Source organism: Cronobacter condimenti 1330 (assembly GCF_001277255.1).
In the GTDB taxonomy this organism is placed as follows: domain Bacteria; phylum Pseudomonadota; class Gammaproteobacteria; order Enterobacterales; family Enterobacteriaceae; genus Cronobacter; species Cronobacter condimenti.
Genome location: NZ_CP012264.1, coordinates 2,043,312 through 2,068,509 on the forward strand (window position 1 = coordinate 2,043,312; position 25,198 = coordinate 2,068,509).

General features: G+C 59.6%; 22 protein-coding genes. 11 read left to right on the forward strand and 11 right to left on the reverse strand.

What is annotated here, in order from left to right; genetic code table 11:
- Positions 1-2 precede the first annotated feature (2 nt).
- Positions 3-1,421 carry an SrfA family protein gene (locus AFK62_RS09360; RefSeq protein WP_032984096.1) on the reverse strand — a complete coding sequence of 473 codons (1,419 nt, stop codon included), beginning with the start codon at positions 1,419-1,421 and terminating at the stop codon, positions 3-5.
- A gap of 313 nt (positions 1,422-1,734) precedes the next feature.
- Here AFK62_RS09360 and AFK62_RS09365 point away from each other — a divergent pair, with 313 nt between their 5' ends.
- Genes AFK62_RS09365 through AFK62_RS09375 form a run of 3 tightly spaced genes read left to right on the forward strand, consistent with a single transcriptional unit; the run spans position 1,735 to position 4,518 of the window.
- Entirely contained in the window at positions 1,735-3,330 is a 1,596-nt protein-coding gene (locus AFK62_RS09365; RefSeq protein WP_053531863.1) for an ABC transporter substrate-binding protein, read from the forward strand.
- A gap of 48 nt (positions 3,331-3,378) precedes the next feature.
- The gene (locus AFK62_RS09370; RefSeq protein ID WP_007667047.1) at positions 3,379-3,624 is read left to right on the forward strand and encodes a DUF2526 family protein; all 246 of its coding nucleotides are present in this window, start codon (positions 3,379-3,381) and stop codon (positions 3,622-3,624) included.
- 9 nt (positions 3,625-3,633) lie between these two features.
- Positions 3,634-4,518, forward strand: coding sequence for an NAD(P)-dependent oxidoreductase (locus AFK62_RS09375; protein ID WP_053531864.1), 885 nt, complete (start codon positions 3,634-3,636; stop codon positions 4,516-4,518).
- Between the two features lie 3 nt (positions 4,519-4,521).
- Here the strand turns inward: AFK62_RS09375 and AFK62_RS09380 are convergent, their stop codons facing one another.
- Both AFK62_RS09380 and AFK62_RS09385 read right to left on the reverse strand, forming a co-directional pair.
- Positions 4,522-4,971: a DMT family transporter gene (locus tag AFK62_RS09380; RefSeq protein WP_007667037.1), complete on the reverse strand. Its 450-nt coding sequence runs from the start codon at positions 4,969-4,971 to the stop codon at positions 4,522-4,524.
- On the reverse strand, positions 4,968-5,486 hold the full coding sequence (locus tag AFK62_RS09385) for a GNAT family N-acetyltransferase (protein ID WP_007667034.1): 519 nt from the start codon (positions 5,484-5,486) through the stop codon (positions 4,968-4,970). Before AFK62_RS09385 ends, AFK62_RS09380 begins: the two co-directional genes overlap by 4 nt.
- A 38-nt stretch (positions 5,487-5,524) precedes the next feature.
- On the opposite strand from AFK62_RS09385, the gene AFK62_RS09390 reads away from it, so the two are divergent.
- The 3 genes from AFK62_RS09390 to AFK62_RS09400 all read left to right on the forward strand — a co-directional run bounded on the left by AFK62_RS09390 (position 5,525) and on the right by AFK62_RS09400 (position 8,878).
- A complete protein-coding gene (locus AFK62_RS09390; protein ID WP_007667032.1) occupies positions 5,525-6,100 on the forward strand; it encodes a helix-turn-helix domain-containing protein in 576 nt (191 codons plus the stop codon).
- 48 nt (positions 6,101-6,148) lie between these two features.
- On the forward strand, positions 6,149-7,189 hold the full coding sequence (locus AFK62_RS09395) for an NADP-dependent oxidoreductase (RefSeq protein WP_053531865.1): 1,041 nt from the start codon (positions 6,149-6,151) through the stop codon (positions 7,187-7,189).
- Between the two features lie 75 nt (positions 7,190-7,264).
- The gene (locus tag AFK62_RS09400; RefSeq protein WP_053531866.1) at positions 7,265-8,878 is read left to right on the forward strand and encodes a dipeptide ABC transporter ATP-binding protein; all 1,614 of its coding nucleotides are present in this window, start codon (positions 7,265-7,267) and stop codon (positions 8,876-8,878) included.
- Here the strand turns inward: AFK62_RS09400 and AFK62_RS09405 are convergent.
- Genes AFK62_RS09405 through AFK62_RS09425 form a run of 5 tightly spaced genes read right to left on the reverse strand, consistent with a single transcriptional unit; the run spans position 8,875 to position 14,463 of the window.
- Positions 8,875-9,852 (reverse strand): ornithine cyclodeaminase family protein, encoded by a 978-nt coding sequence (locus AFK62_RS09405; protein WP_007667018.1) that lies wholly within the window; start codon positions 9,850-9,852, stop codon positions 8,875-8,877. The genes AFK62_RS09400 and AFK62_RS09405 overlap by 4 nt on opposite strands.
- Before the next feature lie 18 nt (positions 9,853-9,870).
- Entirely contained in the window at positions 9,871-11,217 is a 1,347-nt protein-coding gene (locus AFK62_RS09410; protein WP_007667015.1) for a M20/M25/M40 family metallo-hydrolase, read from the reverse strand.
- Positions 11,214-12,128, reverse strand: coding sequence for an ABC transporter permease (locus tag AFK62_RS09415; RefSeq protein WP_007667012.1), 915 nt, complete (start codon positions 12,126-12,128; stop codon positions 11,214-11,216). Before AFK62_RS09415 ends, AFK62_RS09410 begins: the two co-directional genes overlap by 4 nt.
- Positions 12,128-12,973, reverse strand: a complete 846-nt coding sequence (locus AFK62_RS09420; protein ID WP_007667004.1) for an ABC transporter permease — start codon at positions 12,971-12,973, stop codon at positions 12,128-12,130. Before AFK62_RS09420 ends, AFK62_RS09415 begins: the two co-directional genes overlap by 1 nt.
- Positions 12,970-14,463: an ABC transporter substrate-binding protein gene (locus AFK62_RS09425; protein WP_007666987.1), complete on the reverse strand. Its 1,494-nt coding sequence runs from the start codon at positions 14,461-14,463 to the stop codon at positions 12,970-12,972. Before AFK62_RS09425 ends, AFK62_RS09420 begins: the two co-directional genes overlap by 4 nt.
- A 177-nt stretch (positions 14,464-14,640) precedes the next feature.
- Between AFK62_RS09425 and AFK62_RS09430 the strand changes: the two genes are divergently transcribed.
- From AFK62_RS09430 to AFK62_RS09445, 4 genes are all read left to right on the forward strand, one after another.
- Complete coding sequence (locus tag AFK62_RS09430) at positions 14,641-15,300, forward strand: GntR family transcriptional regulator (RefSeq protein WP_007666984.1); 660 nt, start codon at positions 14,641-14,643, stop codon at positions 15,298-15,300.
- Positions 15,301-15,410: 110 nt separating this feature from the next.
- A complete protein-coding gene (locus AFK62_RS09435; RefSeq protein WP_007666981.1) occupies positions 15,411-15,590 on the forward strand; it encodes a hypothetical protein in 180 nt (59 codons plus the stop codon).
- 210 nt (positions 15,591-15,800) lie between these two features.
- Complete coding sequence (locus tag AFK62_RS09440) at positions 15,801-17,738, forward strand: methyl-accepting chemotaxis protein (RefSeq protein WP_007666978.1); 1,938 nt, start codon at positions 15,801-15,803, stop codon at positions 17,736-17,738.
- Positions 17,739-17,850: 112 nt separating this feature from the next.
- Positions 17,851-18,837: an SDR family oxidoreductase gene (locus AFK62_RS09445; RefSeq protein ID WP_007666976.1), complete on the forward strand. Its 987-nt coding sequence runs from the start codon at positions 17,851-17,853 to the stop codon at positions 18,835-18,837.
- Position 18,838: 1 nt separating this feature from the next.
- Here the strand turns inward: AFK62_RS09445 and AFK62_RS09450 are convergent, their stop codons facing one another.
- Positions 18,839-20,443: an alpha-amylase family protein gene (locus AFK62_RS09450; RefSeq protein ID WP_053531867.1), complete on the reverse strand. Its 1,605-nt coding sequence runs from the start codon at positions 20,441-20,443 to the stop codon at positions 18,839-18,841.
- A gap of 120 nt (positions 20,444-20,563) precedes the next feature.
- A complete protein-coding gene (gene pqqU, locus AFK62_RS09455) occupies positions 20,564-22,681 on the reverse strand; it encodes a TonB-dependent receptor PqqU (protein WP_007666970.1) in 2,118 nt (705 codons plus the stop codon).
- Positions 22,682-22,950: 269 nt separating this feature from the next.
- On the opposite strand from pqqU, the gene yncE reads away from it, so the two are divergent.
- On the forward strand, positions 22,951-24,009 hold the full coding sequence (yncE, locus tag AFK62_RS09460) for a 7-bladed beta-propeller protein YncE (protein ID WP_007666968.1): 1,059 nt from the start codon (positions 22,951-22,953) through the stop codon (positions 24,007-24,009).
- Positions 24,010-24,109: 100 nt separating this feature from the next.
- On the opposite strand, the gene AFK62_RS09465 is transcribed toward yncE, so the two are convergent.
- Complete coding sequence (locus tag AFK62_RS09465; protein ID WP_007666965.1) at positions 24,110-25,156, reverse strand: DUF1176 domain-containing protein; 1,047 nt, start codon at positions 25,154-25,156, stop codon at positions 24,110-24,112.
- Between the last annotated feature and the right edge of the window lie 42 nt (positions 25,157-25,198).

Consider the following 25,198-nt stretch of genomic DNA (forward strand, 5'->3'; position numbering starts at 1 on the left):
AATCAGGCGCTCACTTTCTTTATAGTCAGGGGCAGAACGGTCTTTTCATCATAGCGACCGGTACATTCGGCAACATCGTTCGGACCGGCTTTGCAGGAGATTTCCGGCATCGGATAACGCGAGTTGTCGCTGCAACGGGCTTTGTTACGCGGTTTAATCATCAGCTCTCCCGTCTGATGCAGGCCAGAAAACAGTTCAACTTTACATACGACATTGTCGCCAAGCGTAACACGGGCACTGCCTTTATTGTTTTTCATCTCAATACGCATCGAGGTCGCTTTACCGGTGATCGGATCCGGGCTGCCGATGGTAAGACGCCAGTTGCCGTTCAGGAAACGGGTCGTGCCCGCTTTCACCTGGTTTGCATCCATGACCAGCGCATTTTTATCCACCGGGGCGGGCGCGACCGGCTTCTCTTCCACCACCGGTTCGGGCGGCGTCACTTCGGCGGCGGCAAGCGGCAGGGAAGCGGCCGGTGTCACCACCGGAGCAGGCGGCGCGTCGACCGATTTCACGGGCGCTGGCGCAATCTCCAGCGCTTTGATTTGCTCGACCGGTACGGTTGGCGCAGGCGTGGCTTTCTGCTGCAGCGTATACCAGGTGAGCGGGGCGGCGACGGCGCCCACTACCACGGCCGCCGCGAGTGGCCAGGTCCAGAGCGGGATCCGCGCACGACGGGCAGAGCCCGTCGCAGGGGCGGCGGCAGGCGCGGGCGTAGTGTCTTCCGGCTCTGGCGCGGCCTCGGCGTCGGTGGTATAGGCCGCAAGCAGCGCCGCAGAGTGTTGTGCGGCCGCAGCTGACACCGGTTGCGGGGCGGCAGGGGGCGGTACGGCGGCAGGTGGCGTTGCCAGCAGCGGGGCGTCTGGCTCGGCCATCATCACCGGCGCAGGTTCCGGCTCCGGCTCTTCCTCCTGCGTCATGATAATTTCCGGCTCGCTCGGCTCTACCTCACGCAGGCAATCCAGCACGTCATCGCGCGCGCCCTGGTTTAAGTTGACGAAGCCCCAGAAAGTGATAACGGGTTTGCCGTCTACCAGATAGAGAAAATTCGCGCCGGGGAACTGCACCGCCTTGGCAAGCAGCGCGCCGAAAAGCTGCTGGGCGGTTTTATCCGATTCCAGGCAGCGTTTGCTCAGCGCGCGGGCACTGGAGAGGGCGCTTTCCAGAAAGCGCAGGGCGCGCTCGCGCTCGTCGCTGCTGGCAGACGCCCAGCCCATTACTTTGCCGCTGACCGGCGAATACCAGTCCACGCGGTCGCCCTCTTCATTAAGCTGAGGGATGGCAAGCGTCTCCACCAGCGGCTGTTTGCGCAGGCGAAGAGTTTCACGGATTTGCAGTGCAGACTCGAAAACCGCCTGACCGTTTTCGCCTACTGACTGGAAGTCGTCGAGGTCGCCACTACGCAATAGAATTTTTGCCACGTCATTATCTCTGCTAGAAAAACTTTTTCACGGCTCTACTTTGAACGATAGACCCGTCCAGCAAAGGGCGAAAGAAACGCGAAAAATCGTAAATTCTCGGCTCATTGATAACCAGGAATTTTCTTGACTTAAAGAAAAATTCGCGGTGATAACGCGACTTAACCGGAGCGTAAATCATTTTTATCTAAAATTGGCTGATATTCAGGCGAAAAATGCCAGAAAGGCATAAAGCTACAGTTTTTTGTTATTTGCCAGCTCGCGCAGGCTGTGATGAGATGGCTTTCCTCCTGAAAAGTAAAATAAAAGGCACATGATGAAGACAGGAAAAACACTGCTTGGGCTGCTGTTAAGCGCCCTGTTACCGGCAAGCGCTATCGCGGCGAACAGCGATACGATTATCTACTGCTCCGAAGCCTCCCCTGAGTCCTTCAACCCGCAAATCGCGAGCTCCGGCCCAAGCTTCGTGGCAAGCTCCCAGGTGCTTTATAACCGCCTGGTGAATTTTGACCCGAAAACAAACATGCCCGTGCCGTCGCTTGCGACCGAGTGGAAAGTGAGCCCGGATGGCAAAACCTGGACCTTTACGCTGCGTCAGGGTGTGAAGTTCAACAGCAATAAATTTTTCAAACCGACGCGCGACTTTAACGCCGATGACGTGATTTTCTCGGTAATGCGCCAGAAAGACCCTAACCACCCGTATCACAAGGTGTCGCAGGGCAACTACGAATACTTCCAGGACGTCGGACTCGATAAACTTATCACCGACGTGAAAAAGCTCGACGATTACCACGTGCAGTTTACCCTGAGCGAGCCGAACGCCGCGTTCCTGGCCGACTGGGGCATGGATTTCGCCTCGATCCTGTCGGCAGAGTACGCAGACGCGATGATGAAAAAAGGCACGCCGGAGAATGTCGACAACTGGCCTGTGGGTACCGGTCCGTACGCGCTGCAGCAGTACAAAGTCGATTCGCTTATTCGCTACATCGCCAACCCGAACTACTGGGATGGAGAAGTACCGACCAAACACCTGATTTTTTCAATTACGCCAAACGTCGAAACCCGCCTGGCTAAACTGAAAACTAACGAATGCCAGATTATCCCGGCGCCGAGCCCCGTTCAGTTTGACCAGATCAAATCGGACAAAAATCTGACGCTGCACAGCGTCGAGGCGCTGAACGTCGGTTATCTCGCCTTCAATACCGAGAAAAAACCGTTTGATAACGTGCTGGTGCGCCAGGCGCTCAATTACGCGGTGGATAAAAAATCCATCATTGATGCTGTGTTTATGGGTAGCGGCAGCGTCGCTAAATCGCCTATTCCACCTAACATGATGGGCTATAACAAAGACCTGAAAACCTATGACTACGATCCGCAGAAGGCCAAAGCGCTGCTGAAACAGGCCGGGCTGGAAAAAGGCTTTGAAGCTACGCTGTGGTCAATGCCGGTACAGCGTCCGTATAACCCGAACTCGAAGCGTATCGCTGAGATGATCCAGAGCGACTGGGCGAAAGTAGGCGTGAAGGCGAAAATCATCAGCTACGAGTGGGGCGAGTACCTCTCCGGCATCCGTAAAGGCGAGCACGACGCCGCGCTTTATGGCTGGATGTCTGACAACGGAGATCCGGATAACTTTGCCGATGTGCTGTTAAGCTGCGACAGTATCCAGAGCGGATCGAATGCCGCACGCTGGTGCGATAAGCAATACACAACGCTTATCGACGAGGCCAAACGTGAGAGCGCGCCGGACGCCCGCGCTAAACTCTACGAGCAGGCGCAGGAGATTTTCTACCAGCAGGCTCCGTGGATACCGCTTGCCAACGGTCGCACTTTCTACGCGACCCGCAGCAACGTGACGGGATATAGCGTAAGCCTCATGGGCAGCGACTTCTCGAAAGCGAAACTGAACTAAGTACTGCGCCGCGGCTTCTGCCGCGGCGATGCGTTTAAGGAGGCGACAATGGCTCATCTTGATGACGTAAAACGCCGCGTCGATGCGGCGATTGAAGAACATGTGATTGCGCACATGAATGAATTGCTGATTGAACTGAGCGATGACACGGAACTGACCCGTGAAGCCCGCTACGGCGAACAGCAGCGGTTGCGCGTGGCCATTGCCCATCACGGGCGTCAGCACAAAGAAGATCGCGAGCGCGAGGCGGCGGAGCGCCTGGCGGAACTGACTCGAGGCGGTACCATTTTATAAGGAATAGCTATGCATATTGCATTTCTCGGCCTCGGTGGCATGGGTCAGCCGATGGCGGAAAATCTGGTGAAAGCGGGTTTTACGGTGACGGTGTGGAATCGCTCGCCCGCGCCGGTAGAGGCGCTGCGCGCGCAGGGTGCCCGGGTGGCAGAAAGTCCGAAGGCTATTTTTGACGCCGATGTGTTAATCACCATCCTCGCCGATGATGCCGTGACAGAAAACGTGGTGGTAACGCAGGGAGCGCTGGCCTCGCTCGCGCCAGGGGCGCTCTGGATCAACATGGCGACTGTCTCCGTGGCTTTTACCGACGCGATGCAAGCGCTTGCCCGTGAACGACGCGTCGGCTATCTGGCCGCGCCGGTACTGGGGCGCGTGGATGTCGCGGCCGCCGGGAATCTCAATATCCTCGCTGCGGGCGAGCCGGAGCTGTGTGCGAAAGCGCAGCCGATTTTTGACGTGCTCGGCCAGAAAACCTGGCACTTCGGCGACAGCCCTGCGCAGGCCGCCGCGGTAAAACTTGCCGCTAACTTTATGCTCGCGAGCGCCATTGAGGCGATGGGCGAGGCCTCAGCGCTGGTTGAGGCGTATGACGTCGGCAAAGGGGATTTCCTCGGTATGCTCACCAGCACACTGTTTGCCGCACCGGCCTATAAGAATTACGGGGCAATGATTGCCGAAGACCGCTATACGCCGGCTGGTTTTACCATGAAGCTTGGGCTCAAAGATGTGCGCCTGGCGCAGCAGGCGGCGGAGAGTAAAAACGTGCCGATGGGGATCGCGGGCGTACTGCGCGATAACTATCTCGACGCGCTGGCCCACGGCGATGAAAAGCTCGACTGGGCGGCGCTCGCGACCGTCAGCGCGCGGCGCAGCGGGCAGAAAACCAAACCGTAACGCTCAGAACGTGCGTCTGGCGACCAGCCAGGCGCCTACGACCAGCAGCACCGCACCGGCTACCGGGCCTGCCACCATACGCAGCGTCAGGCCGCTTGTGCGTGCAATATCAAACAACAACCCGCCGATAAGCTGGCTTGCCACCAGTACCGCAATCGTTGTGGCTGCGCCCAGATGCTGATAGCCATTAATACTCGCGAACACAAAAAACGATCCCAGCAGGCCGGGGAGCAGCGTCCACCAGCGCACGGTGGTAATCAGCTCGCTGAAACCCGCCGTACCGTTACGCGCCAGCAGAATGGCGCAGAAGAGCACTATCCCCACCAGTGAATTGAGCAGCATCGCAATCAGGATTGTTGAGGCCGACTGGGTTATGCGCACCATCAGCATATTTTGCACCACCAGACCGACCCCGGCGGCGGCGAGAAACAACAGGCTCAGCGACGAATTCATCCGATAGCGTCCGGTTCGCTGCGGTTATCAAGCTGCAACTGCATAAAGGTTAAATCGAGCCAGCGGCCAAATTTGGTGCCGACCTGCGGCATCTGCGCGGTGATGGTAAAACCGAGCTTTTCGTGTAGCGCAATGGAAGCGGTGTTTTGCGACTCAATCCCGGCGACCATGACATGCTTGCCGATAGCCCGCGCCTCGACAATCAGTCGCGTCATTAACGCTTTGCCAGTGCCTTTACCGTGATGATCCGGGTGCACGTAGACGGAGTGCTCGACGGTATGGCGAAAGCCATCGAATGCACGCCAGTCGCCGAAGGACGAATAGCCCACAACGGTATCGCCTTCGACCGCCACCAGCACCGGATAACCTGCGTTGCCGCGCTGATAAAACCAGGCGAGACGGTTTTCAGTATCGACGATGGCGTCGTTCCAGATGGCGGCGGTATGCAACACCGCGTAGTTATAGATTTCGGCAATGGCGGCGCAGTCGTCCGCGGTGGCCTTGCGAATAAGCATCGTTGAACCCCGGCTGTTGTACACTATAATGTTACGTTATGAATAATATAATCGACACATTAAATCAACGGATTGGTGAGCGCATCCGTATTGAGCGCGAAACCCGCGGCTGGTCGCTGAGCGAGCTTGCTGAACGCGCGGGCGTATCACGCGCCATGATCCATAAAATCGAGCGCGGGGAGAGCAGCCCGACGGCGACGCTGCTGGGCCGCCTTTCCGGCGCGCTGGGGCTTAGCATGTCGACGCTTATTGCCCGCGCAGAAATGAACGAAGGGCGCCTGCTGCGCTTTGCGGATCAACCCGTCTGGCAGGATCCGCAGAGCCACTATCTGCGCCGCCACGTCTCGCCCAAATCCGATCTGCCGCTTGATCTTGTGCAGGTCGAGCTGCCGGCAGGCAGCGATATTCCCATGCCCGCCTCGGCCTATGCCTTCGCCCGCCAGCTTATCTGGGTGCAGCGTGGCGAACTGGTGTTTCGCGAAGGCGATACGCATCACGCCATGCGCGAGGGCGACTGCCTGGAGCTTGGCCCGCCAAATGAGTGCCATTTCATCAATCAGAGCGACGCGCCGTGCGTCTATCTGGTCGTGCGTCTGAATAACGTCGCCAGTTGATGTGAATGCACTACGCTTTCTGGATGTCCTGAAAATAAGGAGAACATCATGACGCAACACGCTTCCCGTAATCGCCGCTGGGTGCTGGCTTCTCGTCCGCACGGCGCGCCTGTGGCGGATAACTTCCGTCTTGAAGAAGACACCGTTGCCGAGCCTGGCGAAAACCAGGTGCTGGTGCGCACCGTCTACCTGTCGCTTGACCCGTATATGCGCGGGCGCATGAGCGACGAGCCATCCTATTCCCCGCCGGTTGAGATTGGCGAAGTTATGGTGGGTGGCACCGTGGGTGTCGTGGAAGCCTCCAACCACCCGGATTTCCACCCCGGCGACTGGGTGCTCGGTTACAGCGGCTGGCAGGATTATTGTATCTGCGATGGCAAACAACTCTCACCGCTCGGGGATTCGCCGGAGCATCCGTCCTGGTTCCTGGGCGTGCTCGGCATGCCCGGCTTTACCGCCTACATGGGGCTTCTGGATATTGGCGCGCCGAAAGCGGGCGAAACGCTGGTGGTTGCCGCGGCAACCGGCCCGGTGGGCGCAAGCGTCGGCCAGATCGGTAAAATCAAAGGCTGTCGCGTGGTGGGTATTGCCGGCGGCGAAGAGAAGTGCCGCTACGCGGTAGAGCACCTGGGCTTTGATGCCTGCATCGACCACCGGGCGCCGGATTTCGCCGCCAGACTCGCCGAAGCCTGCCCGCAGGGCATTGACGTTTATTATGAAAACGTCGGCGGCAAAGTGTTTGACGCCGTACTCCCGCTGTTCAATACCGGCGCGCGCGTGCCGCTGTGTGGCCTGGTTTCAGGCTATAACGCCACCGATCTGCCGCCAGGCCCAGACCGTCTGCCGCTTTTGATGGGGACGCTTCTTAAAAAACGCATCCGTATGCAGGGCTTTATCATCAACCAGGATTATGGTCACCGCATTGAAGAGTTCCAGCGCGAGATGGGCCACTGGGTGTCAGAAGGGAAAGTCCACTACCGCGAGCAGATTGTCGATGGGCTGGAGAACGCACCGGAGGCGTTTATCGGCCTGCTGGAGGGGAAAAACTTCGGCAAGCTGGTGATCCGCGTCGCCAGTGACGAATCATAAACCAGCTAAATAACAACTTGTTAACCACGGCGGCTGCCGATATCCTCGGGCTATGCCTGTTGTCGGGAGCCGCCTGTGCCGCTGTTAACCGTATCCCACCTCAGCCTGCAAAGCCCGCAGGCTGCTTTACTTCATGACGTCAGCCTGACGGTCGAACGGCGCGAAATGGTCGCGCTGGTCGGTGAATCCGGCTGCGGCAAAACCCTCACCTCGCTTGCCATCACAGGGCTGCTCCCGCGCGGCGTCTGGCAAAGCGGCGGCGAAATCTGTTTTGACGATACCACCACGATACGCCCCGATGTGCCTTACCCGAAAGGGCTGCGCGGACGACGCATCGCCATGATTTTTCAGGAGCCGATGAGCAGTATGAACCCGGTGCTGAAAGTGGGCGAACAAATCGCTGAAGTGCTGGTGCGCCATCGCGGGCTGGGCTGGAAGGCGGCCTGGCGCGAAGCGGTCGCGTTGCTTGGCCACGTCGGCATCGGCGAGCCGGAAAAGCGCGCGCGCCAGTATATCCACCAGCTTTCCGGCGGCATGCGCCAGCGCGTGATGATAGCAAGCGCCATCAGCGGCAAGCCGGATTTGCTGATTGCCGATGAACCCACGACCGCGCTCGATGTGACGCTTCAGGCGCAGATCCTGAGCCTGCTTAAAAACCTTCAACAGGAGATGGGCATGGGCGTGCTGCTGGTCACGCACGATCTGAGCGTGGTGGCGCGCTATGCCGACCGCGCCTGCGTGATGAACGGCGGGGAAATCGTTGAGCAGGGGCCGGTCGGGACGCTTTTTACCGCCCCGCAGGCGGACTGGACACGGCGGCTGATTGCCGCATCGCTGCCGCAAACGCCCCCTGCGCGAACCGTGTCGCATGAGACGCCACCCCTGTTGCAGGTCACCGATATCGTCAAAAGTTTTCCGCGCCGCCAGCGGCTTCCGTTTTTTCCGCCTGAGCGTCAGCGCGTGCTGCACCCGACGTCATTGTGCGTGGCGCGGGGTGAAATCGTCGGGCTTATCGGCGAATCCGGCTCCGGTAAAACCACGCTCGGGCGCGCCGCCATCGGCCTTATCGAGGCGGATAGCGGCGCGATTTTCTTTGACGGCGTGGATATGGCGCAGGCCAGTCGCGCCGAGCTGCGTACCGTGCGCCGCCGCGCGCAGATGATATTTCAGGATCCTTACGCGAGCCTCGATCCGCGCATGAGCGTCGGCGAACAACTCGCCGAGCCGCTGCGGGTGCACGGCTTGCGCCAGGGCGATGGCATCGCGGCGCGCGTCAGTGAACTGATGACGCTGGTGGGGCTGAAGCCTGAATGGGCGCAGCGTCGCCCGGCGGCCTTCTCGGGCGGCCAGCGCCAGCGCATTGCCATCGCCCGCGCGCTGGCGCTGGAGCCGGATCTGCTGGTGGCCGATGAAGCCGTGGCGGCGCTCGACCTGCCCGTACGCGGTCAAATCCTGCGTTTGCTGGCGGAACTGCGCGATAAGCTTGGCCTGTCGGTGCTGTTTATCAGCCACGATTTACAGGCGGTGCGCCAGCTTTGCGATCGCGTGCTGGTGCTTTATCTCGGCGAGGTGGTGGAAGAAGGGCCTGCGTGCCAGGTGTTACAGGCGCCGGCGCACCCGTACACCCAACGGCTTATCGACAGCGCGCCCGATATCCATCAGGCGCTGCGCCTGCGCGACACCGCTTAGGGCGCGGCGAAAAGCGGCAGCGCCGTGCCGATGTTCTCGCGCGCTGCGGCCTGCAATACCCGCGCGGCCAGCGCAATATCGAATATGTTCAGCCCGAACGAGGAAAAGTACACGCTGTCGTCGGGCGCAGGCCGAAAGCGGCCTGCCAGCAGGTCTGTGAGATCCGCCGCCCAGCCGTCATCGGCAAACGCTCCCGCGCGATACATCTGAAACAGGCTCTTGGCGCTGGTGTGGCGAAACTCGCCCCAGGCATCCACCACCACATGCGCGGCGCGATCGATGGCCGCAAAACACACCTCGTGATAGCCAATCTGCATCACCAGCCTGCCAGGGGCTATCCATTCAGGGCCAAGAAACGGCGCCTGCGCACCGGTGCAGGTAATAATGGCGTCCCACGACAGTGGTTGCGCCTCATCGAGGTGTTGAAAGCGTTCGTACGGGAACGGCAGCGGGTCAGCGGTTAACGCCTCAAGCCGCGCGGGCGTGCGGTTCCACAGCCCCAGAACGTCGAGTGAAGGAAACTGCGCGCGCAGCATTTCAAGGTGGGCGCGCGCCTGCACGCCCGCACCCAACAGCAGCACGCGGCGTACCGGGCGCGGGGCTGCGTATGAGAGCGCCAGCGCCGACACCGCCGCGGTGCGCACCGCGGTAAGCCCGCCGCTCTCTATCAGACCGACCGGCAGACCGCTGTCGGCGCGGTTAATAAGCGTGACGGTGAGCGCCATCGGCAGCCCGTCCTGCGGCTGGGGGCGGTGCGCTGTCCATTTTACGCCGTTGGCGTTAAAGCGCCCGCCAACGCGCGCCGGTAACGCGTAAACCTTACCCGGCGGCGTGTCGAGCGGCACGTGCGTTTCGGCAGGCATCATGGCGTCACCTGCGTCCAGTAGCCGCACCGCGTCAGTCACATCCTGCAACGCCGCATGCGGATCAAGCCCGCCGAGCGCGGCCACTTGCGGGCCGGTGAGAAATCGCATGGTTATCTCCGGGTGTCGTCAGAATGAAAGCAGCCAGTCACGAAGCGAGCGGGTATAACGCGCAAGCCCGCGCAGGGTAACGAACTCATTCACGCCGTGCGCGTTACCGCCATACCCCAGCCCGCCAATAAGAAACGCCGGGGCCACGGGCGCGAACGCGTAGGCCGGGGCGCAACCGGGCGCCCACGGCCAAATCTGCGGGCGGGCCTGTTGCTGGTGATAACTGTTGATAAGCTCCAGCACGCCCGCGTCGTCAACGGAAAACCGGCGTCCCGGATAGCTGTCGTCCACGATAAGTTCGGCGCCGGCGATCGCCTGCACAGAAAGCTGCTCGCGCATGGCGTTCAGTAACGCCCTGGGCGAACTGCCAGGCGGTGTGCGCAGCGCAAATTCAGCGCAGGCGAGCGGGGGAATAATGCCGCGGCCCGGCAGCGGCGTGGTGCGAAGTTCACTGAGATTCAGCACCGCGCTGCCAAGCAGAAACGCCAGCGCCTCGCGGCTGTCGCCCGGAACGGTGAGACGCTCGCTTTTGCGCATCGCCAGTTCATCGGCAATGCTGAACTGCGGCGCAAGTTCGTCGAGAATGCGTAGCGCATCATCATCCAGAGGGAGCGTTTCCAGCACGCCGTTGCGACCGGCCGGGGCGATAGCGGCGAGCGCCTGCACCAGCCGCCAGGCAGGGTTGGCAATCCAGGCCGCGTTGCTGGCGTGAATCGCCGCCTGCGGCCCGCCCCAGTCACCACCTGCGACGCGCAGCCGCCCTGTGGTCATGCCGGTAAAGCCGAGATAAAGCCGTGGGGCACCGCCGCCATATTCACACAGCGACGGAAAGAGCACCGCCAGTGCGGGTGAGATCGGGCAGGGCGTGCGGGCGAGGTAACGCCTGAGCGCGCCGCTGCCGCACTCCTCTTCGCCTTCAAGCAGGATCTCCAGATTGGTCGCGAGCAGGCCGTTCTGCCACAGCTCGCGCACCACGGTCAGCATACCGGCGAGCGGCCCTTTGTTGTTTTCCGCACCGCGGGAGATAAACACGTCGCCCTTATCACGCCAGTGGCGGATACCGCCGGTGAACGGGTCAACCTGCCAGCCTTGCGGGTCGGCGGGCATGACGTCATACATGTTGTAGAGCACAAGCGTATCCGGCGCGCCGACGTCCACCCGCACATGCACCAGCGGCGGGCTGTCGGCGGGTTGCTGCGCGACCGGCAGCACCACGTCGGCCTCAAGTTCTTCCACAAGCCAGGCTTCCAGCCAGGCGGCCAGCGAACGCTGTTCGTCAGGCTGGTCCGCCACGCTTTGCCACGCGGTGAGTGACGACAGCAGTTCCAGGGTCGCATCCACATCGGCATGCGGCTGAACAGTCATAAACGGATCCTCGGGTTTAATACCAGGTAAAGCAAATCAATCAGCAGGTTCACTACCACAAATGTCAGCGCCGCGAGCAGCACCACGCCCTGCACCAGCGGGAAATCGCGGTTCTGGATGGCCTGAACCGCGAGGCGGCCAATGCCGGGCCAGGCGAAGATAATCTCGGTAACCAGCGCGCCGCCGAGCAGGGCGGCGAGCGAAATGCCCTGCACCGTCACTACCGGGATCAGCGCATTGCGAAGCCCGTGACGCACCAGCACGCGCCAGGCGCTTAGCCCTTTGGCGCGCGCGGTACGGATATAATCCTGGTCCAGCACGTCAATCAGACTGGCGCGCACCAGACGCGCCATCGCGCTCATATAGTATGCACCAAGACAGACGGCAGGCATGATGAGCTGCAACGGTTCGCCGTAGCCGCCAGAGGGCAGCCAGCGCAGCTGCAGGCTGAAGAATAAAATCATCAGAAGCCCCAGCCAGAATACCGGCACCGCCTGACCGCTGAACGCCACGAGACGCGCCAGCAGATCCCATACCGTGTCGCGCCACAGGGCGCTGACAAGCCCAAGCGCCAGCCCTGCAAGCGTGCTCCAGGCAAGCGCGGTCAGCGCCAGCAGGGCGGTTGCGGGCAGACGTTCGGCAATGAGCGTCGTCACCGGCTGGCCAAAGCGCAGGGAGTCGCCCAGATCGCCCTTCAGCAACTGGCCTGCGTAATCGGCATATTGCGTAAGTAACGGGCGGTCAAACCCCATCGCATGGCGGAAATCGTTAATCTCCTGCGTGGTTGCGCCGGGCGGCATCATGACGGCTGCCGGGTCGCCTGTCAGGTGCAGACTAAAGAAAATCAGCAGCGAGACACCGAACATCACCAGTAGCGCCTGGAAAAACCGCGAGATCAGATAGCCTGCCATTATTCGACCCTCGCCTGTGTCACGCGCAGCCAGTAGTCACCGAGCAGGTTGCAGCCCACCACCAGCATGGCGATGGCGCAGCCCGGCCAGACGACGAGCCAGGGGGCGAGCAGCATATAAGCGCGGCCTTCGCCAATCAGGTTGCCAAGCGTCGGTGTCGGCGGCTGGATGCCCATGCCAAGAAAACCGACCGAGGCCTCAAGCACAATCAGCCGGGGAATATCCAGTGTGAGGAGCACCAGGAGCGGGGTGGCGAGCGCCGGTAAAATGTGGCGCAGCATAATGCGAAGGTGTGAAAACCCCATGGTTTTGGCGGCTTCAATGTATTCCAGCTCACGAATTTCAAGCGTTCGGGCGCGCGCCACGCGGGCGTAAATGGCCCAGCTGGTCACCCCCATAATCACAATAATATTGCTCAGTGAGGTGCCAAAGAGCGCCATCACGAGCAGGATCAGCAGAATAAACGGCACGGCCAGCTGTATGTCGATAAGCCGCATAATCAGCGCATCGACCCAGCCGCCGAAATACCCGGCGACCATGCCCATGAGCGTGCCCATCGTGGCAGCGATAAGGGCGGCGACAATGACCACAAAAAGCGACAGCCGGGCACCCGCGAGAATGCGCGAGAGCAGATCGCGCCCGAGCTGATCGGCGCCCAGCCAGTGCGTTGCGCCGGGCGCCTGAAAGACGGCGCTCAGGTCACTGTGTAGCGGGTCGGGTAAAGGGAGCCACGGGGAGAGAAGCGCGGCCAGGATAAGCAATGCTAACAGCGTACCGCCAAGAAGGCCGTCCCCCGGCAGGGGACGGCGACGTGTTCGGGATGCGTAACGGCCTCTGAAGATCATTTCACCCTCATGTCGAACAGCGAAACGCGCGCGTCTTCACGCCCTTTGAAGGTGACGTTGTCACTTGAGGCGTAAATAGCGTCTTCCCGGTAAAGCGGGATAAGCGGCTGTTCGGCGGCCACGCGATCCTGAATCTGTTCAAGCAGCGCTTTGCGTTTTGCGGCATCGACCGTAGCACGGCTCTCATTCAGAAGCTTATCGAGCGTCGGATCGCTTACCGTGGAATACGGCTCGCCTGCATGCAGTACCGGGTAAAGCGCGGCGTCGGCGTCCAGCGTCTGGGTGGAGCCCCAGCCCAGCATATAGAGCGCGGCCTGCTTACCGGAGGCGACCTGCTGGGTGTAGACCGACCATTCCGGCACTTCAAGCTGCACCTTCACACCAATCGCGGCCAGATCCTGCACAATCGCCTGACCTACCTCAGCACTTGCGATATAGCGGCGCGGCGCCTGGAATTTCAGCGTAAAACCCTGCGCATAACCGGCCTCTTTTAGCAGCGCTTTCGCTTTTTCCAGATCCTGTTTCGGGGCCGGAATCGCTTTATAGCCGTAATCTTTCGGGCCCGCGAGTGTGCCGGTCGGTGTACCGAAACCGTGCAGCAGCGACTGAGTATAGGCGTCGCGGTTTAGCGCCAGCGACAGCGCCTGGCGCACGCGCACGTCATTGAGCGGCGGCTGATTATTTTTGATGCCGAGGTAAATTGTCAGTCCACCGCCTTTCACCTGCTCAAGCTTCACGCCCGGTTTGCTTTTCACAAGCGGCGCGAGATCCGCCGGTACGCCTTCCACCAGTTGCGCCTCGCCGGTCAGCAGCGCGGTAATACGGGCGGTGGCTTCCGGTACTGGACGCCAGATCACTTCGTCAATCGACGGCTTGCCGCGCCAGTAGTTGGGGTTCGCTTCCATCACCACGCGTTCGTCCGGCACGAAAGTTTTGACGATATAAGCGCCACTTCCGACAGGTTTTCGTGCAAATTCCGCAGCACCGACTTTACTTACATAACCAGGCGGCACGATATAGGCCGGATAACGGCTCATACGTGTGGGCAGGAGCGGATCGGGCCCGTTGGTGTGAATTCGCACCTGATAGTCGCCGGTGACTTCCACCGACTTAATAGTACGAATATACGAAATGGTGGGGGCATGGTTGGCCGGGTCGAGAATGCGGTCGATGGAAAATTTTACCGCCGCGGCGTTAACCGGCTCGCCGTTAGTAAATTTCACGTCCTTGCGCAGATCGAACTGCCAGGTGGTGTCGTTAATGGCTTCCCAGTGCGTGGCGAGGCCGGGTTTGAGTTGCATCTGCGCATCGCGCAGCACCAGAGTATCGAAAACGTTATCCACCAGGGTCGCGGCTTCTTTCAGAAAGCCGGGATCCATGGCGGTGGCGGAAGTCGGCTGCGCAATAGTCAGTGAACTGGCCTGACTGAGCGGAGCGAATAATGAGAGCGCCACAGAAAGAGAGAGAAGCTTACGGGACAGTCGTTTCATTAGGTCACTACCTTAATGGTTGTCGTACTGGTCAGTGAAGATTTTGATTATTTTGGGTTTTCCTGACCCCTAAAGCCATGTTATCAAAGATATAGAATATATCCTCTGGTCAGGATGACGAGACGTTAGTTAAGCGCCTGCTAATACAAAGTAAATTTTTTACGACAGGAAATAAACATGCTGGATCTGGAAAAAGCGCAACGCTTAAGTTTAACCATGCAAGTGGAAGTACGATTGAAAAATGCCCTTATCGTCGGCAGCCTGCGTCCTGGCGCGCGTCTGGTGACGAAGGAAATCGCCGATCAGCTGGGGATCAGTATTACGCCGGTACGCGAAGCGCTGCTGCGTCTGGTCTCTTCCGGTGCCCTGAATGCCACGCCCGCGCAGGCGTTTCTGGTGCCGGAAATCAGCGAAGCGCGCTATGACGAGGTCACGCAGATCCGCAAAAACCTGGAAGGGATGGCGGTAGAGGCCGCGGCGCAATATATTACGCCGGCGCGAATGGCCCATTTGCGTGAACTCTGCGACGCGTTTCGCGACGCCAAGCTTGCGGGGAATGTTGAGCAGGCGCTACAGGCCAACCGCGCGTTTCGCTTTCAGATTTACAGCTGGGCTGAGATGCCAACGCTGGTAGCGCTGATTGAGCAGCTCTGGATGCGCATCGGCCCGTGTTTTAACTATCTCTACCCGCAGTCAGAAGATTTTGTGCGCGGTCACCATAATTATGACGATTTGCTGGAAGCGTTAGAGGCGGGCGACGGCGCGGCTTGCGTACGCGCAGTCCATAAATCGATTAACGACGGTGCGGTTATTCTTAAAAAACAATATTTCAGCTAATACGCACACCGGCAAATCATTGCCGGAATGCGCATTTCCTTTTTCGTCTCCCCGGCGCTTTACTGACAAGGCAGCACAGCGCCTGCATACCCGCCGAGGAGGCGATCATCATGATGCATACCCCCGAACGACGTCCTGCGTTACGCTCACGCCTGCGCCGTAAGCTCAGCGCCTGGTTCCCTCAGCCGCCTGAAGTGCGCGCCCTGATGCTGGAATCGTTTATTCCGTATGGACATCTCTATGGCATTGATTTCGGCAATATCGACCCCGGGCTGCATCGCCAGCGCTAACCGATACCGACGCGGTATCCGGCTACGTTACTGGAACGAGTTATGCACGCCGCCTGTGGCCTTTATCCCGACGGCTTCTCACGAGGTTTTCGGATAAAGGCCATTTCTTTTGCCGATTATTTCCACATTTTGCTAAAAAAATCGGCAGCTTAGCCGATAACCTCCTGTGGCCTTCTCTGGCGGGCCTTTTATCGTAAAACAGGAGGCAGGATGGCTGTACTGGTAAACCGATTACGGAACGTTCGCATAACCCGCAAGCTCGCCGCCGGATTTGGCGTGGTGCTGCTGCTGGTGGCGCTGGCGACCGCGCTCTCTGTGGCGCGTTTTATGGCCATCCGCGACGTTTATGTCAAAACTAATCTTATCTACGACATCAATATCGATGTCTTTCAGGCCAAAATTAACCGGCTTAAATATTTCTATACCGGCGATGACGACGCCCGCGCGCTGATGAGCCGCTATGTCGACTCGGCGCTTGCCAAAACCGGCGAAGCGCAGGCGCTGGACTGGTCTGCCAGCGAGCGTGCTATCGTCGCTGACATCAACCGTTATCTGCAAAGTTTCCAGGGCAGCATCACCGCGATGAGCGACGCCACCAGCAAGCTCGGGCAGATAAGAAGCCAGCTCGACGCGCTGGCCGGTCAGGATGAAACCGCCCGCTATACCCAGCTTATCCGCACGCCGGTCGCTGACACTGAACTCTCTTTCGCCATCTACGATCTGCTCTTTGCCATCAGCAATCTGCGTGATTACGCCTACGCGCTGCGCTTTAACGGCACGGATCAGGCGAATCAGGCGCTGCAAACCCGGTTTAGCGCAGTCGAAGGGCAGTACCAGGCGCTTACGGGCCGGTTGTCGCCCGAATTGCTGCCGCCGTTCGCGGGCCTGTGGCAGGATACGGTGCGCTACCAGACGTTAAGCCGCGACTACTATACCGCCTGGGAATCACTCAAAGGCGCGGAAAGCGCGGTGAAAACAGCAGGCGATCGCAGCAGCGCGGCCATTAAACAGATGGTCACGCTCACCAAAGCGCAGAACGACGCGCTGGCGTTTGGCTCCTCCACGCTTGCGATGATCATCGGGGCGCTGGCTATTCTGCTCGGCGTGTTAGTGGCGTGGTATATCAGCCGCCAGATTGTCCGCCCGCTGATGAAAAACCTGGCGCTTGCCGAGCGGATCGCCGATGGCGACCTCAGCGCGCAGATTGAAACTGACCGGCATGATGAATTCGGCAAGCTCACCGGTGCGATGGCGCGCATGAACGCGCGGCTGCGTGAAATGACCGGCGAGCTTCGCGCAAGCGTCGGGCGGCTGACCCACACGGCAGGCGAAATCGCCTCCGGCAACAGTGCGCTGGCAGCCCGTACCGAGCAGCAGTCCAGCGCCGTAGTGCAGACGGCAGCCAGCATGGAGCAGCTCACCGCGACCGTGAAGAACAATGCCGACAACGCCCGTCACGCCAGCCAGATTGCAGCCGAGGCTTCGCAAACCGCCGGGCGCGGCGGTGACGTGGTGCGCGATGTGGTACAGACGATGCAGGAGATCTCCGCCAGCTCGCGCAAAATTGCCGATATCACCGAGGTCATCAACAGCATTTCTTTCCAGACCAATATCCTGGCGCTGAACGCGGCGGTGGAAGCGGCGCGCGCGGGCGAACATGGCCGTGGCTTCGCCGTCGTCGCCTCCGAAGTGCGCAGCCTGTCTCAGCGCAGCGCTCAGGCGGCGAAAGACATTGCGCGGCTGATTGATGAGTCGGTCAACCGCATTAAAACCGGCAGTACGCTCGCCGCCCGCGCAGGCGAAACCATGGATGATGTGGTGAGTTCTGTCACCCGGGTAAACGACATCATGGAGGAGATTTCGTCCGCTTCGCAGGAGCAGAGCCGCGGTATTGAACAGATTGCCCGCGCCGTAGGCGAACTGGACGCCACCACGCAGCAAAACGCCGCGCTGGTGAGCGAATCCGCAAGCGCGGCGGGCGATCTCGACGCTCAGGCGGCGCGGTTGCGCGGTCTGGTCGGCGCGTTCCGCCTGGAAGCACAGGGCGCGGCGCCACGCCCACCCGTCGCGCCGGCCCGTCCGGTGGCGCGCCTTGCGCCAGACGCACCGCGTAAAGCGGTCACGGACGAGGGCTGGACGACATTCTGACCTTTTAGGCCTGAACTTGCGTTTTCTTTTCTCGCGCCCGGCTTGCCGGGCGCTCACTTTTCCCCCGCTGTACTAAGCTTTCGTTACCCTTAACGCAAATCAGGATAACGACATGACAAAAAACGCCTTTGTTGCTGTCGTGACCGGCGGCAGTTCAGGAGTCGGGCGCGCGACAGCCAGTTACTTTGCGGCCTCTGGCTATGATGTGGCGATCATAGCCCGTGGAGAGCAGGGCGTGGCGGAGGCCACAGACGATTTAAAACGCTACGGCGGCCGGGTGCTTGGCATCTGTGCTGATGTCGTGGACCCTCAGCAGATGAATAACGCCGCACAGCGTATCGAAGAAGAACTCGGCCCGATGGCGGTGTGGGTCAACTGCGCCATGACGACGGTGCTGGCGCCGGTGGAAGATATCAGCTTTGATGAATTTCGCCGCGTGACCGAAGTGACTTATCTTGGCGCGGTTAACGGCACGCGCAGTGCGCTGCGTTACATGCAACTGCACGACAGTGGCACCATTATTCAGGTGGGTTCAGCGCTTGCGTGGCGTTCCATTCCGTTGCAGTCGGCCTATTGCGGGGCGAAGGCGGCGATCCGCGCTTTCACGGATTCACTGCGTTGCGAACTGCTGCATCAAAAAAGCAGCGTGCGTGTATCGATGGTGCAGTTGCCCGCCATCAACACGACCCAGTTCAACTGGGCGCGTAATAAATTCCACCACCGGATGCAACCAATAGAGCCAATTTATCAACCGGAAGTGGCCGCCAAAGCCATCTACGAGACCGCCGTGGCGCGCCGCCCCCCGCGTGAAGTCTGGCTTGGCAAGAACACCGTTATGTCCATTGTCGGCAATATGTTCTTCCCCGGTCTGCTGGACCGCTACGTAACAAAAACCTGGGAGGGGCAGCTTACCGACGAAACCGAACCGACGCAGCGCCCGGATTATCTGTTCCAGCCGCTGGAGAACGGCCATCAGGCGCACGGGCGTTTCGACAGCCAGGCGAGAAACAAAGCCGTTGCTGTCGATTCACGGGTCATGGGGGTGGCGGCGGTCGCGATAGTCGGACTGGTGCTGAAATCGGTATTCCGCCGCCGATGATTTACCGCACGCGCAGCCAGCGGTAGCCGTAACCGTTGATGCGAAGCTCGCAGGATACCGGCGGATAACTTTCGTCCGCCAGTATCTCGCAGGCGTCTTCTAAATCCAGCTCGCCTAAATCTACCGTCACTGGTTCAGCACTCAGATTTGTCAGCATCAGGGTGGCGACATTGTGATTCTGATAGCGCACCGCGAATACGCTCTTCTCTTGCACTGTGAACGGATGGAAATGCTGGTAGCAGATCTCCGGCAACGTGCGCCAGACCGCGATAATGTGGCGGATACCGTGCAACAGCGAACCGTCGCGCGCCTCCTGTTCTTCAACATTGATAGCCTGATAGCGGAACGGACCGTCGCTGATTAACGGCTCCACAAACCGGGCAGGATCGCAGGAAGAAAACCCGGCGCCTGGCCCTGCGTGCCACTGCATGGGTGTGCGTACCGACTCGCGCTCCGGCTGCGAAAGCAGATCCCCCATGCCTATCTCCGCGCCATAGCGCACCACGGGCGTGCCGGGCAGTGAGAAAAGCAGGGCGTGCGCCATCGCCTGATGACGTTCGTTCCCGCCAAGCATCGGGGCCAGACGGCGGCGGATCCCCCGGCCGTAGATGCGCATATCCGGGTCCGGGGCATATTTGTCCATCACGAAGTCGTAATCCTCTTCAGAGAGGTCTTCCATATCAAGCTCGTCATGGTTGCGCAGCCAGAAACAGTAACCGCCATTGGCAGGGGGCATCGGCAATTCATTTAATGCCTTCACCAGCGGCGCGGCGTCTTCGCGGGCCAGGGCAAGGATCGTGTTTTTGTTGATCCAGAAGTTAAGCAGCGTGGTGAGGCGCTCACCGCCGCCGAAAAAATCCTGAAATTCGGAGACGTTGACGTCCACCTCGCCGAGCAAAATCATATCGGGGTGATCGACTGTCAGCAGATCGTAGAAGTGGTTAAAGAGCCGGTAACCGCTCTCCCGGTCGCCTGGCAGGCTTGCCTGTTCCACCATGTGCGAGGCCGCATCGATGCGAAACCCCGCCACGCCTTTATCGGCCCAGAAGCGCAGCACGCGGTCCACCGCCTGAATGACATCCGGGTGGCGCAGATTGAGATCGGGCTCGTGATGATAAAAGAGATGGCGGTAATAACGCTGTGCCTGTTCATCAAAGCGCCAGATATGCGGCTCGACGGTCGGAAACATCGGCGCAGGTTCATCCGGCCCTGGCGTGTCGCGCCAGAGGTAGAAATCGTGAAACGGGCTGTCGCGGCCCTTACGGGCCTCCAGAAACCAGCTGTGGGTATCGGCGGTATGCTGCGCCACCAGCTCGATAATCAGCCGGATATCGCGTTTGTCCGCTTCGGCGATAAGCCACTCCACATCGTCAAGCGAGCCGATGCGCGGATCGGGCTCAATATGGTTTTCCACGTCATAACCGTTATCGCGTCGCGGCGAGAGATAAAACGGGGTCAGCCAGATGGCGGTCGCGCCAAGCGATTCGACATAGTCGAGCTTTTCGACAATGCCGCGCAGGTCGCCCCAGCCGTCGGCATTACTGTCAAAAAAACGCGTGGGATCGATCTGGTAAATGACGGCGTTCTGGTGCCACAGACGGCTCATAAGCGGACTCCTATTGGCGGAAATCAGCTTTAAGTATAGGCGGGACGGGGAAAGGGCTAAAAAATGCGCGCCGTTTCGGCGAAGAAAACAGACGGGCGGCGTACAGGCCGCCCGTTGGGGTTACTCGAAACGGTAGCTTACGGTCGCGCCAACGCCGTAATTACGGCCCGGCGCGGGTTCATAGTAGCGGCTGTTGCTTTCGTTAACGATGACCGAGCCGACAAAGGATTTATCGAACAGGTTATCGACACGGCCAAACACGTCCAGCATCCAGTTGCCGCGCTGCACTTTATAGCCCGTGTTCAGGCCAACGGTCGTGTAGGACGGCGCTTTGGCATCGTTGGCGTCGTTCGCCATGACGCTTGCGAGGTAGCGCACGTCACCACCTGCGTACCAGCCCGTTTCCGGCACATAACCAAGCGAGGCGTAAACCATGTTGCGGGCGATGCCCGGCATCTGGTTACCGCGACAGTCGCCCGTGCGGCAGACATTTGTGCGGTAGGTGGCGTCAAGGTAGGTCCAGGCGGCTTTCACTTTCCACGCCTCGCCGAACTGCTGATCGAGCGCCAGTTCGACACCCTGACGACGCGTTTTACCGGCATTTTTGTAGCTGCTGCGGCCACTGCCCACGCTCTTATCCACCACAATTTCGTTATCGGTATCGGTCTGGAACAAGGCCGCAGTCAGCAGACCATTGCCGATGCGAGTTTTGCTGCCCACTTCCATGGTGTCGCTGGTGGACGGCTTCAGCGCCATGTTCAGGCCGCTCTGCTTGTCGGAGCGGTAGGAGAGTTCGTTAATGGTCGGTGTCTCATAGCCGCGACCGTAGGAAGCATACACATTCCAGGCGTCGGTCAGCGCATAGTTAAGTGACCCCGCCGGCAGCCATTTGTGATAGTTCGCCTCGCCGCTGTCATCGCCGTTGCCTGGCCTGACGTAGAAATCGTTCGAATCGAACCAGATATTGCTGTAGCGCACACCCGCATCGAGGCTGAGCTTATCGGTGAGCTGCCATGAGGTTTGCAGATACGGATCGACGATCCACATCAGGTTACGTTCATTGCGGCGCAGCGTCCCTTTTTTGCCATATTCAGGCGCGCCGTTGACCTTATGGAAGTTTTCAAAGCCCTTGCGGTCTTCACTCATGTTTTCATAATCGAGACCCAGCGTAACGCTCACGGGCAGGCTCATCACCGCGTCGCGGTGCGTCCAGCGGCTGTCGATGCCCTGATAGTGACGGGTGAGATCGATGACGCCGCCGGGGTTGGTCGGGGCCACCTGAAAGCCCTGTTTAAACGACTGAAACTGCGTCGTTTTACGCTCGCCTGCATACGCCATCACGCTGATATCGTCATTGGCGGTTAATGCCCGCTCATAACGCAGGCCCGCCTGGGTCTGTTTGGTGGTTTTACGGGTATTGAATTCATCACCGCGCGGCGACTGACGCGGATTCGCTTTCCACTCATCGCGGGTCAGACCGCCCGGATCGTTGGCGTTAATATCGACGCTATTAAACAGCAGCGTTAGCTTGCTCGCCTCATCGAGGCGCACGCCGAGCTTCGCGTTGGCGAGGTTTTTCCGCGCGCCGCTGTGATCCCGATAGCCATGCGTAGTGAAACGGGTGGTGGAGACCGTGTAATCCACATCGCCTGGGTGCGTGCCATCACCGGTCGCGCCGGAGGCTTTCAGCCCGTAACGCACGCTGCCGAAACTGCCATACCAGGTGCCCGCTTCGATCTTCGGTGGTTGCTGGCCGGTTTCGGTTTTCACGTTGATGACGCCGCCGGAGGCGTTGCCGTACAGCGACGAGAACGGCCCGCGCAGAACATCCACGCTCTCAACACTGCTCAAATCGACGTTTGAGGTGTAGCCCTGTCCATCCGGCATGGTGGCCGGAATACCATCAACATACAGGCGGATGCCCCGCACACCGTAGGTGGAACGTGAACCAAATCCCCGCATCGAGAGCTGTAAATCCTGCGCGTAGTTTTGTCGGTTCTGGATTTGCAGCCCCGGCACGCTGCCGAGGTTTTCAGAGAAATTGACCTGCGGGGCGGCATGGCGCAAATCCTCGCCGTTGACCACGCTCACGGAGGCAGGGGTATCAAGCTCAGAGATCCCGCCGGGTGCGGCGGTCACAATCATTGTTTGTTCATCGGCGGTTGCAGCCTGCGCATGTGATAGCGCGACGGGTAACAGAAAAGCGAAGGGCGCGTAGACGGCGCGGTTGATATTCATGCGGTTTACTCAATCCCGGAAGTAATAAAAAGAAGAAAATCTGTGACGTAATCTTAAACGTTATGTAAATTTTTGAAAAACTAAACGGCACGTTGCGTTAACTCTCTAAGCGTAGACGACATGTCGGCGTGGGTCTGTCATAAAAAGGCTTCCCTTCACAGAAATAATGATTATTATTCTCATTCATAATTAAAAGCACGGCAGGGCCGTGCAACGCTTTTGGATTCAATGTGATGCAGCCCAATCTGTTTGCCAAAAAGGGAGTTCTTATGCAGTTACGTCACCTTTCCACGCCGCGCGCGCTGCTCGGCGCGCTGCTGTTTGCCAGCACGTTTGCCACATTCACGACGCATGCCGCGCAGGAGATGTTGCGCAAGCCAGTTGGCAAAGGCGCCTACGAGATGGCGTACAGCCCGACGGAACAGGCGCTGTTTGTGGCCACGTCGCAGAGCCGTAAGCTCGATAAAGGCGGGGTGGTGTATCGTCTTGATCCGACGACGCTCGACATCACTCAGGTGATGCATAACGATCTCAAACCGTTCGGCGCTGCCATTAATACCAAAACCAATACATTGTGGTTCGGTAATACCGTGAATGGCGCGGTGACAGCGATTGACGCGAAAACCGGTGAGGTGAAAGGGCGTCTGGTGCTTGATGGACGTGCCCGCTCGGAAAGTGTTAAACCGCTACAGCCGCGCGAGCTGGCGGTGGATGAGACCACCAATACGGTTTACATCGGCGGCATCGGCAACGAAAGCGAGATTTGGGTGGTGGATGGCGAGACGCTGAAAAAGCGCGACATCATTACCGGGCTTGGCACGTTTAGCGCAGGCCTCGCGCTGGATGCGGCCGCGAAGCGGTTATACACCACCAACGCCGACGGCGAATTCATCACCATTGATACCGCCACCCACAAGGTGCTCACCCGTAAAAAACTCGCAGATGACGGTAAAGCGCATTTCTTTATTAATCTGAGTCTTGATACGGCAAGCCATCGCGCGTTTGTGGCAGATTCCGAACAGCCGCAATTGCTGGTGGTCGATACCCGTACCGGCGACGTGATGAAGCGCATTGACGTGCCGAACGGCCTTGCCGTGTTGTTCAATCCGGCGCGTAATGAAGTCTATGTGACGCACCGCGACGCGGGCAGCGTCAGCATTATTGACACTAAGCGTTACGTTGTCACCAAAACCATTAAGACGCCGGTACATCCTAACAGCCTGGCGCTCTCTGCGGATGGCAACACGCTTTTTGTCACCGTTAAACAGGCTTCCAGCCGCCAGCAGGAAGCGACCAGCCCGGATGATGTTCTTCGCATCGCGCTGTAAAAAAAGCCCCGCTTCGGCGGGGCTTTTTTAGTGCGGCATGCTGACGGACTGCGCGAGGCGGCGAGTATCTTCGGCGTGTGCCGTATTGCAGCCCGGCAAATTATTTTGCCGGAATCACGGTTGTGACCCAGGTGGGCATTTCCCACGCGCCGCCTGCGCGAATGAGCCGGCATTCGCCGGTGCGATAATCATCGCTCTTCACAAATGACTCGCCGTTCCACGTCCAGTTTTCACCGCCCATGCAGTCGCCGATGCCGCGCCCGCGCTGAACGGAGATGATAGTGCCCCGGTCGTAGTCGCTGCCGCTTATCGTAACCAGCGTCGGCTTGCCTTTGAGCGCCTCATCGATGACCCAAAAGCCCATACCTTCGTTATAGGCGGCGCGCCAGCAGGTGGCGGCAACAACAGCTTTGCCGTTGCTCAACGGGGTGACGGTGACCGGCTCGTTACGCAAATCGTCATCGCTCAGCCCGTCGCAGGCATCGCCGTCGATTTTGGTGGCCTTAAGACGCGGCAGCAGCGCGTTGAGCGCCGCGCCAGTGAGGGTGACCGGTTCACTGCGGCTTACGGCGGCGGCATGAATGACTGGCGCTGGCACCGGCGCCGGAACGGCGCTTTCCGGTTTATCGCCTTTTTTCACGAGCGCGCCCGGCGTACCGATACGGCCCTGAACATCATCCATCTTCAGCAGCACAGCGTTAGCGCCGTCCGCCGACAGTTCGAACTGGCGGTTATTTGAGGCAAACACCACGCCGCCGCTGCCTTTGACGGCTTTCAGCAGCGGCGCTATCTGTGCTTCGCTAAGCTGCCAGCTTTCGTCTTCCCGATTTTCCTTCAGCGTGCCGAGATCCTGGCCGTTAATTTTCAGGTGCATCGCGCCCTGCGAGGGTTTGAGACCCTCGTCCATTTCACCGAGGCGCATCCTGGCGCTCACCGGCGCGTTCGGCCCGGCCTTGCGGGTCAGCAGCAGCGAGCCGCCGGTGCCGTCGTTCGCTTCATAGGCATCGACCCGGCAGGTGCCGGTGTTATCGCACACCATTGACCAGTCTTTATGGCTGAAGACATCGCGCGCCGGGGACGCGGCGGCGGCGGACAGAGCGAAACAGAGTGGTGAGAGGGCGAGGCTTCGCCAGTAGGCGGATTTCATAACGATTCCTTGTGTCTTTTGCAGCGCAACAGCGTGCAGCGC

Coding starts and splice junctions, on each gene's coding strand:
- yncE (WP_007666968.1), top strand. CDS start 22,951: ATGCAGTTACGTCACCTTTCCACGCCGCGCGCGCTGCTCGGCGCGCTG.
- AFK62_RS09380 (WP_007667037.1), bottom strand. CDS start 4,971: ATGAATTCGTCGCTGAGCCTGTTGTTTCTCGCCGCCGCCGGGGTCGGT.
- AFK62_RS09440 (WP_007666978.1), top strand. CDS start 15,801: ATGGCTGTACTGGTAAACCGATTACGGAACGTTCGCATAACCCGCAAG.
- AFK62_RS09430 (WP_007666984.1), top strand. CDS start 14,641: ATGCTGGATCTGGAAAAAGCGCAACGCTTAAGTTTAACCATGCAAGTG.
- AFK62_RS09370 (WP_007667047.1), top strand. CDS start 3,379: ATGGCTCATCTTGATGACGTAAAACGCCGCGTCGATGCGGCGATTGAA.
- AFK62_RS09385 (WP_007667034.1), bottom strand. CDS start 5,486: ATGCTTATTCGCAAGGCCACCGCGGACGACTGCGCCGCCATTGCCGAA.
- pqqU (WP_007666970.1), bottom strand. CDS start 22,681: ATGAATATCAACCGCGCCGTCTACGCGCCCTTCGCTTTTCTGTTACCC.
- AFK62_RS09405 (WP_007667018.1), bottom strand. CDS start 9,852: ATGCGATTTCTCACCGGCCCGCAAGTGGCCGCGCTCGGCGGGCTTGAT.
- AFK62_RS09445 (WP_007666976.1), top strand. CDS start 17,851: ATGACAAAAAACGCCTTTGTTGCTGTCGTGACCGGCGGCAGTTCAGGA.
- AFK62_RS09465 (WP_007666965.1), bottom strand. CDS start 25,156: ATGAAATCCGCCTACTGGCGAAGCCTCGCCCTCTCACCACTCTGTTTC.
- AFK62_RS09390 (WP_007667032.1), top strand. CDS start 5,525: ATGAATAATATAATCGACACATTAAATCAACGGATTGGTGAGCGCATC.
- AFK62_RS09410 (WP_007667015.1), bottom strand. CDS start 11,217: ATGACTGTTCAGCCGCATGCCGATGTGGATGCGACCCTGGAACTGCTG.
- AFK62_RS09395 (WP_053531865.1), top strand. CDS start 6,149: ATGACGCAACACGCTTCCCGTAATCGCCGCTGGGTGCTGGCTTCTCGT.
- AFK62_RS09365 (WP_053531863.1), top strand. CDS start 1,735: ATGAAGACAGGAAAAACACTGCTTGGGCTGCTGTTAAGCGCCCTGTTA.
- AFK62_RS09450 (WP_053531867.1), bottom strand. CDS start 20,443: ATGAGCCGTCTGTGGCACCAGAACGCCGTCATTTACCAGATCGATCCC.
- AFK62_RS09435 (WP_007666981.1), top strand. CDS start 15,411: ATGATGCATACCCCCGAACGACGTCCTGCGTTACGCTCACGCCTGCGC.
- AFK62_RS09425 (WP_007666987.1), bottom strand. CDS start 14,463: ATGAAACGACTGTCCCGTAAGCTTCTCTCTCTTTCTGTGGCGCTCTCA.
- AFK62_RS09415 (WP_007667012.1), bottom strand. CDS start 12,128: ATGGCAGGCTATCTGATCTCGCGGTTTTTCCAGGCGCTACTGGTGATG.
- AFK62_RS09420 (WP_007667004.1), bottom strand. CDS start 12,973: ATGATCTTCAGAGGCCGTTACGCATCCCGAACACGTCGCCGTCCCCTG.
- AFK62_RS09375 (WP_053531864.1), top strand. CDS start 3,634: ATGCATATTGCATTTCTCGGCCTCGGTGGCATGGGTCAGCCGATGGCG.